The 10,202-nt window shown below is 68.2% G+C and carries 7 protein-coding genes; 2 read left to right on the top strand and 5 right to left on the bottom strand.

What is annotated here, in order from left to right:
- Positions 1–61: 61 nt before the first annotated feature.
- The 4 genes from eno to AC6LJ9_RS24415 form a co-directional block, all read right to left on the bottom strand.
- Complete coding sequence (eno, locus tag AC6LJ9_RS24430; RefSeq protein WP_006393534.1) at positions 62–1,348, bottom strand: phosphopyruvate hydratase; 1,287 nt, start codon at positions 1,346–1,348, stop codon at positions 62–64.
- Between the two features lie 4 nt (positions 1,349–1,352).
- The gene (locus AC6LJ9_RS24425; RefSeq protein ID WP_212320373.1) at positions 1,353–1,637 is read right to left on the bottom strand and encodes a DUF1330 domain-containing protein; all 285 of its coding nucleotides are present in this window, start codon (positions 1,635–1,637) and stop codon (positions 1,353–1,355) included.
- Between the two features lie 97 nt (positions 1,638–1,734).
- Positions 1,735–3,390, bottom strand: coding sequence for a CTP synthase (gene pyrG, locus AC6LJ9_RS24420; RefSeq protein WP_212320375.1), 1,656 nt, complete (start codon positions 3,388–3,390; stop codon positions 1,735–1,737).
- A 180-nt stretch (positions 3,391–3,570) separates the two neighbouring features.
- On the bottom strand, positions 3,571–5,877 hold the full coding sequence (locus tag AC6LJ9_RS24415; protein WP_498149552.1) for a molybdopterin-dependent oxidoreductase: 2,307 nt from the start codon (positions 5,875–5,877) through the stop codon (positions 3,571–3,573).
- Between the two features lie 232 nt (positions 5,878–6,109).
- Between AC6LJ9_RS24415 and AC6LJ9_RS24410 the strand changes: the two genes are divergently transcribed.
- Complete coding sequence (locus AC6LJ9_RS24410; protein WP_498142220.1) at positions 6,110–7,045, top strand: 4-hydroxy-tetrahydrodipicolinate synthase family protein; 936 nt, start codon at positions 6,110–6,112, stop codon at positions 7,043–7,045.
- Between the two features lie 149 nt (positions 7,046–7,194).
- Positions 7,195–8,208 carry a Bug family tripartite tricarboxylate transporter substrate binding protein gene (locus AC6LJ9_RS24405; RefSeq protein ID WP_498149551.1) on the top strand — a complete coding sequence of 338 codons (1,014 nt, stop codon included), beginning with the start codon at positions 7,195–7,197 and terminating at the stop codon, positions 8,206–8,208.
- Positions 8,209–8,404: 196 nt separating this feature from the next.
- On the opposite strand, the gene AC6LJ9_RS24400 is transcribed toward AC6LJ9_RS24405, so the two are convergent.
- Positions 8,405–10,195, bottom strand: a complete 1,791-nt coding sequence (locus tag AC6LJ9_RS24400; protein WP_498149550.1) for an aminopeptidase P family protein — start codon at positions 10,193–10,195, stop codon at positions 8,405–8,407.
- Positions 10,196–10,202: the final 7 nt, after the last annotated feature.

Here is a 10,202-nt window from a genome sequence, read left to right as displayed (position 1 = left end):
CCCTCAGCCGTCGTGTCATACGGCGGCGGCCTGGCGCTGCACGCCGGCCGCCGCGCCTACCTTAGCGCAAGTTGTAGAAAGCTTCCAGGCCAGGGTAGGAGGCCACTTCAGCCAGCTCTTCCTCGATGCGCAGCAGCTGGTTGTACTTGGCCATGCGGTCGGAACGCGACAGCGAACCGGTCTTGATCTGCATGGCGTTGGTGGCCACCGCGATGTCGGCGATGGTGGAATCCTCGGTTTCGCCCGAACGGTGCGACACGACGGCGGTGTAGCCGGCGCGCTTGGCCATTTCGATGGCGGCGAAGGTCTCGGTCAGGGTGCCGATCTGGTTGATCTTGATGAGGATCGAGTTGGCCACGCCCTTCTGGATGCCTTCGCGCAGGATCTTGGTGTTGGTGACGAACAGGTCGTCGCCCACCAGCTGCACCTTCTTGCCGAGCTGGTCGGTCAGGAGCTTCCAGCCGTCCCAGTCGTTTTCGGCCATGCCGTCCTCGATCGAGATGATCGGGTACTTGTCGCACCAGGTCGCCAGCAGGTTGGTGAATTCCTGCGAGGACAGCGAGATGCCGCCTTCGCCGGCCAGCGTGTACTTGCCGTCGCGGTAGAACTCGGAGCTGGCGCAGTCCAGGCCCAGGGCGATCTGCGTGCCCGGCTCGTAGCCGGCTTCGGTGATGGCCTTCAGGATCAGCTGGATCGCGGCTTCGTGGCTGGCCACGTTGGGGGCGAAACCGCCCTCGTCGCCCACGGCGGTGGACATGCCCTGGCCATGGATCAGCTTCTTGAGCATGTGGAAGACTTCGGCGCCCCAGCGCAGGGCTTCACGGAAGCTGCCCGCGCCCACCGGCAGAATCATCAGTTCCTGCAGGTCCAGCGTGTTGTTGGCGTGCGCGCCGCCGTTGATGACGTTCATCATCGGCACGGGCATGCTCATGGGGCCGCTGCCGCCGAAATAGCGGTACAGCGACAGGCCGGACTCGTCGGCGGCGGCGCGGGCCACGGCCATCGAGGCGGCCAGCAGCGCGTTGGCGCCCAGGCGTTCCTTGGACTCGGTGCCGTCCAGCTCGATCAGGGTGCGATCGACGAAGGTCTGCTCCTGCGCGTCCAGGCCCATCAGCGCTTCGGAGATCTCGGTGTTGAGGTTCTCGACGGCGCGCAGCACGCCCTTGCCCAGGTAGCGGCTCTTGTCGCCGTCGCGCAGCTCGATGGCTTCGCGGGCGCCGGTGGACGCGCCCGACGGCACGGCCGCGCGGCCCATGGCGCCGGATTCCAGCAGCACATCGCATTCCACGGTGGGGTTGCCGCGCGAATCGAGGATTTCGCGGCCGATGATGTCGACGATTGCACTCATGACTTTACATTCCCTGAACGATAAACATATTCATGACGGCCGCGCCTTCGCGGGCATTGCGGGCCCGGCGGTACTGCCAGGAGTCGTAGAAGGCCTGCGCGGCGCCCATGGAGGGAAACTCCATGACAACCGTGCGGCCGGGCTCACGCCCCTCGAGCACCTTGGAGTCGCCGCCGCGCACCAGGATCTTGGCGTCGTAGGCCCGCATCGCGAGCGTGGACAGACGCTTGTAATCCTCGTATTGCGCAGGCTTGGTCACTGAGACATCGGCGATCAGATAGGCACTCATGGGGCTCCTTGTGAGCGATTGCGTGGATGAAGGGCGCCAGCGAAATTGCCCGCGGCCCTGGCCGTGCGCAAGCGCGAGGCCGGGCCGCGGAACCGCATCAGGCGTCCTGCCCGCCGCGGCGAGCCTTGTGCTCGATGGCGGCGCGGATATAGCTGGAGAACAACGGGTGGCCGTCGCGCGGCGTGGACGTGAACTCCGGGTGGAATTGCACGCCGACGAACCAGGGGTGGTCGGGCAGTTCCATGATTTCCGGCAGGTTCTCGCTCGGGGTGCGCGCGCTGATCACCATGCCGGCCTCTTCCAGGCGCGGCACGTAGACGTTGTTCACCTCGTAGCGGTGACGGTGGCGCTCGTTGACCTCGTCGCCGTAGATGCTCTGGGCGCGGGTGCCCGACTTGATGGGCACGCGCTGCGCGCCCTTGCGCATCGTGCCGCCCAGGTCGGACGAGTTGTCGCGCTTCTCGACCTTGCCTTCGCGGTCCATCCACTCGGTGATCAGGGCCACCACCGGATGCGGCGCGGACGGATCGAACTCGGTGCTGTTGGCGCCGCCCAGGCCGGCCACGTGGCGCGCGAACTCGATCACGGCCAGTTGCATGCCCAGGCAGATGCCCAGGTAGGGCACACCGTTCTCGCGGGCGTAGCGGATGGCGGCAATCTTGCCCTCGGTGCCGCGCTTGCCGAAGCCGCCCGGCACCAGGATGGCGTCCAGGTGCTTGAGCTGGTCGGTACCGCGGGTCTCGATGTCTTCCGAGTCGATGTACTCGATGTTGATCTTCGAGCGCGTGTGGATGCCGGCGTGCACCAGGGCTTCGGTCAGCGACTTGTACGACTCGGTCAGGTCGACGTACTTGCCGACCATGCCGATGGTGAGCTGGTGCTGCGGATGCTCCAGCGCCTCGACCAGGTTGTCCCACATGGACAGGTCGGCCGGCGGCGGGTTCAGGCCCAGCGCTTCGCAGACGATGTTGTCCACGCCCTGCTTGTGCAGCATGGCGGGGATCTTGTAGATGGAATCGGCGTCCCAGACGGAAATCACCGCATCCAGCGGCACGTTCGAGAACATCGAGATCTTGGCGCGCTCGTCATCCGGGATCGGGCGGTCGGCGCGGCACAGCAGCGCGTTCGGGTAGATGCCGATTTCGCGCAGCTTCTGCACCGAGTGCTGGGTCGGCTTGGTCTTGAGTTCGCCGGCGGACGCGATGAACGGCACCAGCGTCAGGTGCACGAAGGCGGCGTTGTTGCGGCCCATGCGCAGGCTCATCTGGCGGGCGGCTTCCAGGAACGGCAGCGACTCGATGTCGCCCACGGTGCCGCCGATCTCGACGATGGCCACATCGGTGTTGCCATTCCAGGCGGCATCGGCGCCACGGGCGATGAAGTCCTGGATTTCATTGGTGATGTGCGGAATGACCTGGACGGTCTTGCCCAGGTAGTCGCCACGACGCTCCTTGCGCAGCACCGATTCGTAGATCTGCCCGGTGGTGAAGTTGTTCACCTTGTGCATGCGGGCGGAAACGAAGCGCTCGTAGTGCCCCAGGTCCAGGTCGGTCTCGGCGCCGTCTTCTGTGACGAACACTTCGCCGTGCTGGAACGGGCTCATGGTGCCCGGATCGACGTTGATGTAGGGGTCGAGCTTGAGCATGGTGACCTGCAGACCACGCGACTCGAGGATGGCTGCAAGCGACGCGGCGGCGATGCCCTTGCCCAGGGAAGACACCACTCCGCCGGTGACAAATACGTATTTGGTCATCGTAATGAGCGCCCGGGACGAGCGGGCGCGTGCGGGAAATTTGGATTATAGCCGGGAGGCGCGGCGAGTTTGGGTTTCCCCTTAGCCGCCAGGCGTAACATTTGGCAGCGCCCAGGCGGGACGCGGCTTGCGGACCGATCGCCCCCATTTTGCCCCCGGCGGGGCGGCCGCCCGCCAGGTTCAGCCCGCCAGGCGCTCCAGCTCCGGCGGCTCGAACACCCGCACCGGCTCCGGCCCGCCGGCCCACTTTTCCGCCTGCACCAGCGCCGACAGCGCACTGCAGCCCTGCGCCAGCCGCGAGGTGCCCTCGTCCCGGGTCAGCACGTTCGGATTGCCGTGGCGCTCCAGCGCCGCGTCGCGCGGATCGAACCAGGCGCCCGTGGCCATGACCACCACGCCGCGCGCCACGCCCTCGTCCAGATCGGCCCCGCCCAGGCAGGCGCCGCGTTCGTTGTACAGGCGCACCACGTCGCCCTGGCCGATGCCGCGCGCGGCGGCGTCGGCCGGATGCATGCGCACCGGTTCGCGCCCGGCGATCTCGGCCTGGCGCGCGGCGTTCGACTGGTCCAGCTGCGAATGCAGCCGGCCCGCCGGCTGGCAGGTCACCAGATGCAGCGGCCACTCGCGGGCGGCCTCGGCGCCCAGCCATTCCGCCGGCGCCAGCCAGGCCGGATGCGGCGGGCAATCGGCGTAGCCGAAGCCGGCCAGCGCCTCGCTGTGCAGCTCCAGCTTGCCCGAGGCGGTCTTGAGCGGATGCGCCTGGGGATCGGCGCGGAACTGCTCGAACAGCACAAAGTCGCGCGGCGGTTCGGGCAGCGCCACGTGGCCCAGTTCCCAGAAGGCGTCGAAATCGGGCAGCGTCAGCTGCTGCGCCTCCCAGGCCGGCCGCATCTGCTCGTAGATATGGCGGATCCAGGCCATCTCGTCACGGCCTTCGGTGTAGGTCTGCTCGAAGCCCGCCATCGCCGCCAGCTCGCGGTAGATGTCGAAGTCGTTGCGGCTGTGGCCGACGGGCGCCAGCGCCTGGCGCATCGCCAGGATGTAACGATCGCGCGACGATCCGCCCACGTCGTTGCGCTCCAGCGTGGTGGTGGCCGGCAGCACGATGTCGGCGCGGCGCGCGGTCGGCGTCCACCAGGGCTCGTGCACGATGATGGTCTCGGGCCGCGTCCAGGCCCGCGCCAGCCGGTTCAGGTCCTGGTGGTGATGGAAGGGGTTGCCGCCGGCCCAGTACACCAGCCGGATGTCTGGATAGACGCCGCCGCGGCCGTTGAATTCATAGGACTGGCCGGGATGCAGCAGCATGTCGGCCATGCGCGCCACGGGAATCGAGGCGCCTGCCGGGTTGCGGCCCGCGCGCATTTCCGGCGCGGGCAGGTCGGGCCGGGGATTGCCGGCGCCGTTCATCGAGCCGTGCCCGAAGGCGAAGCCGCCGCCGGGCAGGCCGATCTGGCCCAGCAGCGCGGCCAGCGCCACGCTGCCCCAGTACGGTTGCTCGCCGCGATGGCTGCGCTGCAAGGACCAGGCGCAGGTCAGCAGCGTGCGGCAGCCGGCCGCCTCGCGCGCCAGCCGGCGGATGGTGGCCGCCGGCACGCCGCAAACGCCCTCCGCCCATTCCGGCGTGCGGGCCTGGCCGCCGGCGCGGCCCAGCACATAGTCGGCGTAGGTCTCGAAGCCGTTGCAGCAGCGCGCCACGAAATCCGCGTCGTGCAGGCCCTCGGACAACAGCGTGTGCGCCATGCCCAGCATCAGGGCCGCGTCGGTATTGGGGCGGATGGGCACCCATTCGGCATCCAGCGCCTCGGGCGCGTCGCCGCGCGACGGGCTCACGATCACCGTCCGCATGCCCGCCGCGCGCGCCCGCGCCAGCCAGCCGGGCGTGGGATGGTCGCCGGCGCCGCCCGACGTGATCTGCGTGTTGCGCAGCGCGATGCCGCCAAAGGCGATCAGCAGCCGCGTATTGCCCACCACGCTGTTCCAGTCGGTGACGCGGCCCGTCACCGGCGCGTAGGTTCCGATGATGTGCGGCAGCAGGAACTGCGCCGCGCCCCAACTGTAGTTGCCGGCCTGGTCCACGCAGCCGCCGCCGGCATAGAGAAAGCGATGCGTCAGCGTGCGCGCGTGATGCAGCCGGCCGGCCGAGGACCAGCCATAGGAGCCGCCGAAGATCGCGGTCGGACCATGCTCGGCGCGCACGCGCTGCAATTCCTCGTGCACCAGCCGCAGCGCCACGTCCCATTCGACCTCGACATAGCCCTCGACGCCCCGCAGCTCGGGTGCGCCGCGATGCCTGAGCCAGCTGGCGCGCACGCTGGGCCGCGCCACCCTCAGCGGCGAATGGACCAGGTCGGGCATCGCATGAATAAGCGGGGACGGAGCCTGGTCATGGGCGAAGGGCTCGCAGCCCGCGAGCCGGCCACCCTGCACCACCGCCGTATAGGCGCCCCAGTGCGACAGGGTGGGGAAACGGGAGATCGTGTCGGCCATGGAATCCTCCCGGTGGCTGCAACAAAAGCCGTATTGTTGGGGAAATTCTCATAACTTAGCAGCATCAACTTAGAAAATAATTGTCTTTAGGCCGTCTCTGAACTGTGGAAAATAGAAAATTTTTCGGGACCGGTCTTTCTATACTGCGAAAGCAGCAAGGGGAATGGTCAGGCGTCAGCACCGACCGCGCGGCACCTGACTCATAAGGCAGTCCAATTTGTTGGAGTAGGTCATGAGCAAAAACAAGATCCAGGGGTCCTTCGTCGCCATCGTCACGCCCTTCAACCGGGACGGCAGCGTCGATTTCAGCGCCTTTCGCAGCCTTTTGAAGTTCCAGGAAGACCACGGCACCGCCGCCGTGCTGATCATGGGTTCCACCGGCGAAGTCTCGCTGCTGTCGCCCGAAGAACGCCGCCAGGTCATCGTCGAAACCGCCAAGATGAAGACCGGCAAGATGCAGCTGTTCTACGGCTGCACCGGCAACAACACCGACACCACCATCGAATACCTGAAGTTCGCGCGCGAGAACGGCGCCGACGGCGCCATCCTGGCCGCCCCGGCCTACATCTGCGCGTCCGAGGCCGACACCGAGGCCTACTTCCTCGAAGTGGCCGACGCCACCGACCTGCCGCTGGGCATCTACAACAACCCGCCTCGGGTCAAGAGCGACCTGCACTGGGACCAGCTGCTGCGCATCTTCAAGCACCCGAACTACGTGGTGCACAAGGAATCCACCACCCGCGTCGGGCAGGTGGCGCAGGTGCTGCGCGGCCGTCCCGATGTGTCGGTGATGTGCTGCGATTCGCCCAACCTGGGCCTGGTGGTCCCCACCATGAGCCTGGGCGGCCACGGCACCGCCAACATGACCGGTAACATCGCGCCGGCCGAGATGGCCGCCATCTCGCGCCCCTGGGACACGCCGGACGTGTCGGTGAGCTTCCGCGAAGGCTATCTGGGCCTGCTGCCGATGCTGCACTACTCGTATTCGGCCATCAACCCGGTGGCGATCAAGTCGCTGATGAAGGCCGTGGGCCTGCCCGTGGGCGACCTGCGCCGCCCGCTGCGCGGCCTGGAAGGCGAGGCGCTGGCCAAGGGCCTGCGCATCGTGCGCGAGCTGGGGCTGGACGCCAAGTACGGTTTCAGCTCGGCCCAGCTGAAGGCGGCCTGATCCCGGCCGCCTGAGCACGACCGGCGGCGGCGAGGCCGCCGGCTCGAACCCGAATCCGGCATGCCGCCGCGCACCGGGCGCCCGCCCCGCGCGGCGCCGCATGCCCGCACGCGCCCGCCGCGCCGCCCCCCTGCCCGAGAGATACTGCCATGTCCCGTTCCGCTTCCGACCGCGCGCCGCTGGCGCTGCTCAAATTCCTGGTTCCCGCCCTGACGCTGGCCGCCAGCCTGGCGCCCGCCGCCGCATCCGCGCAGGATGCCTATCCGCAGCGTCCGATCACGCTGGTGGTGCCGCATCCGCCCGGCGGCTCGGTCGACGGCGTGGCGCGCATCTATGCCGAGCAGCTCGCCAAGGAGCTGGGCCAGTCCGTGGTGGTGGAAAACCGCGCCGGCGCTTCCGGCATGATCGGCGCGGCCTACGTCGCGCGCGCCACGCCGGACGGCTACACGCTGTACCTGAACGCCTCGATCCATGCGATCAATCCGCTGCTGTACAAGAAGACCATCAAGTTCGACGCGGTCAAGGATTTCACGCCCATCAGCGAACTGGCGCAGGGCGCGCTGATCTTCAGCATCAACCCCAAGGTGCCGGCCAACAACGTGCAGGAGCTGGTCAAGACGCTGAAGGCCGATCCGCAGAAATACTCATTCGCCACCACCGGCTTCGGCTCGGCCGGCCATCTGGCGGCGGCCTCCTTCCTGCACGAGAACGGCCTGAGCCAGATCCCGATCGTGCTGTACCGCGGCGGCGGCCCGGCGCTGTCGGACCTGGTCGGCGGCCAGGTGCACGCGCTGTTCGACCCGATGCTGTCCTCGCTGCCCATGGTGCGCGCCGACAAACTGCGCGCCGTGGCGGTGACAGGCGCCGAGCGCAGCCCGCTGCTGGCTGACGTGCCCAGCATGCGCGAGCAGGGCCAGAAGAACTTCGAGTTCTATTCCTGGTACGGCGTGTGGGGCCCGGCCAAGCTGCCGGCGCCGGTGGTCAAGAAGCTGGAAGCGGCGTCGGCCAAGATCATGGCCACGCCCAAGGTGGTGGAACAGCTAGGCGGACTGGGCTTCGAACCCGCGGTCAAGAACTCGGCCGATTTCAGCCGCTTCATCGACGCCGAGATGAAGCGCTACCAGACCATCATCGAGCAGTCGAAGATCGAGATCAACGAGTAGGAGCAAGCCAGTCCGGCACTCGATGCGACAAGGCCGGCGCCATATGGCGCTGGCCTTGTGTCTTCGACTGTGTCTACGCGAGGTGCGAAAGTCGCGCCCGATCGCAATGCCACGGAGCCGGCTTTGCCGGTCCGTCGGCATGCCCCCTTGAGGGGGAAGCGCCGCAGGCGCTTCGGGGGTGGGCTACCCCTTTGGGTCACATCCCTTTACAACGCAGCGTCAGCCACGCCAGGGCATCGCCCTCGACCAGCGGCGACAGGCGCTCGAACACCGTCTTGTGATAGTCGTTGAGCCAGGCGCGCTCGTCGTCGCGCAGCAGCGACGGCTCGATGCAGCGCGTATCGATCGGGCACAGCGTCAGCGTCTCGAAGCACAGGAACTCGCCCAGCTCCGAGGTCAGCCAGCTGCGATTGGCCACCAGGTTCTCGATACGCACGCCCCAGCGGCCCGGACGGTAGATGCCCGGTTCGTTGGAGGTGATCATGCCCGGCTCCATCGCCGTGTGCGGGCCCGGCGCCGCGCGGTACGAAATGACCTGCGGGCCTTCGTGCACGTTCAGGAAATAGCCCACGCCGTGACCCGTGCCATGGCCGTATTCGGCGCCGCCAGCCCAGATCGGCGCGCGCGCGATGGCGTCCAGCATGGGCGACGGGGTGCCGCGCGGGAAGGATGCGCGCGACAGCGCGATCATGCCCTTGAGCACCAGCGTGAAGTCGACCTTCTGGTCGGCGCTGGGTGCGCCCACCGCGACCACGCGGGTGATGTCGGTGGTGCCGCCCAGGTACTGGCCGCCCGAGTCGATCAGCAGCAGGCCGTCGCCCTCGATCACGGCATGCGATTCGGCGGTGGCGCGGTAATGCGGCATGGCGCCGTTGGCATTGAAGCCGGCGATGGTGGCAAAGCTGGGACAGACATAGGCGGGCCGGCGCGCGCGGGCCGCGGTGATCTGTTCGTCGATGGTCAGCTCGGTGATGCGTTCCTTGCCCAGCGCGCCCTCGAACCAGGCGAAGAACTCGCACAGGGCCGCGCCGTCCTGCGCCATGGCCTGGCGCACGTTGGCCAGCTCGGCCTCGGTCTTGCGCGACTTCAGCAGCGTGGACGGGTTGATCGCCTCGACGCGCGGCACGTCCGGATTCATGGCGTGGAACACGCCGCAAGTGACGCGGGCCGGGTCGATCAGCAGGGTCTGGTCCAGCTCCAGCGAGCCCAGCGCCTCGGCGGCCTGGGCATAGCCGGCCACGTCCACGCCGTCGGCGGCCAGCACCGCGCGCAAGGTCTCGTCCACCTTGCCCTCGGCCACGAACAGCGTGGCGTAGTCCAGGCCGACCAGCGCATGGCCGACGAACACCGGGTTGTAGTCCACATCGGCGCCGCGCAGGTTGAAGAGCCAGGCGATGTCGTCGAGCGTGCTGATGAAATGCGCGTCGGCGCCGTGCTTGCGCATGGCCTCGCGCACCTGCGCCAGCTTGTCGGCGCGGCTGACGCAGGCCTGCGGCGCGACGTGTTCGTAAATGCGCGCGTCCGGCAGGCCGGCGCGACCTTCCCAGATGTCGTCCAACAGGTCGGCGCCGATCTCCAGCGAGGCACCCGACGCGGCGGCGGCGGCCGACAAGGCGCGGAAGGCCGCCAGGCCCAGCACCTGTCCGTCCACGCCGATGCGCTGGCCCGCCCGCGTGTTGGCGGCCAGCCAGTCCACGTGGCCGGGCGTGGTGGCCAGCGCGATCTTCATCAGCTGCACGCCGGTGCCGGCCAGCTGCGCCTCGGCCTGCACCCAGTAGCGGCTGTCGACCCACAAGCCGGCGAAATCGGCGGTGACCACCAGCGTGCCCACCGAGCCCGTGAAGCCCGACAGCCAGCGCCGCCCCTGCCAGCGCGCCGGCAGGTATTCGGACAGGTGCGGGTCCGAGGACGGCACGATGTAGGCGGACAGGCCGCGGCGGCTCATGGCCTGCCGCAGCAGGGCGATACGGGCATCGGTACTGGACATGGGAAAG

Source organism: Achromobacter sp. 1011811831 (assembly GCF_059760905.1).
The sequence above is the reverse complement of the archived record's forward strand: the minus strand, read 5'-3'. Positions and strand labels throughout refer to the sequence as shown.

Coding starts and splice junctions, on each gene's coding strand:
- AC6LJ9_RS24405 (WP_498149551.1), top strand. CDS start 7,195: ATGTCCCGTTCCGCTTCCGACCGCGCGCCGCTGGCGCTGCTCAAATTC.
- AC6LJ9_RS24415 (WP_498149552.1), bottom strand. CDS start 5,877: ATGGCCGACACGATCTCCCGTTTCCCCACCCTGTCGCACTGGGGCGCC.
- AC6LJ9_RS24425 (WP_212320373.1), bottom strand. CDS start 1,637: ATGAGTGCCTATCTGATCGCCGATGTCTCAGTGACCAAGCCTGCGCAA.
- AC6LJ9_RS24400 (WP_498149550.1), bottom strand. CDS start 10,195: ATGTCCAGTACCGATGCCCGTATCGCCCTGCTGCGGCAGGCCATGAGC.
- eno (WP_006393534.1), bottom strand. CDS start 1,348: ATGAGTGCAATCGTCGACATCATCGGCCGCGAAATCCTCGATTCGCGC.
- pyrG (WP_212320375.1), bottom strand. CDS start 3,390: ATGACCAAATACGTATTTGTCACCGGCGGAGTGGTGTCTTCCCTGGGC.
- AC6LJ9_RS24410 (WP_498142220.1), top strand. CDS start 6,110: ATGAGCAAAAACAAGATCCAGGGGTCCTTCGTCGCCATCGTCACGCCC.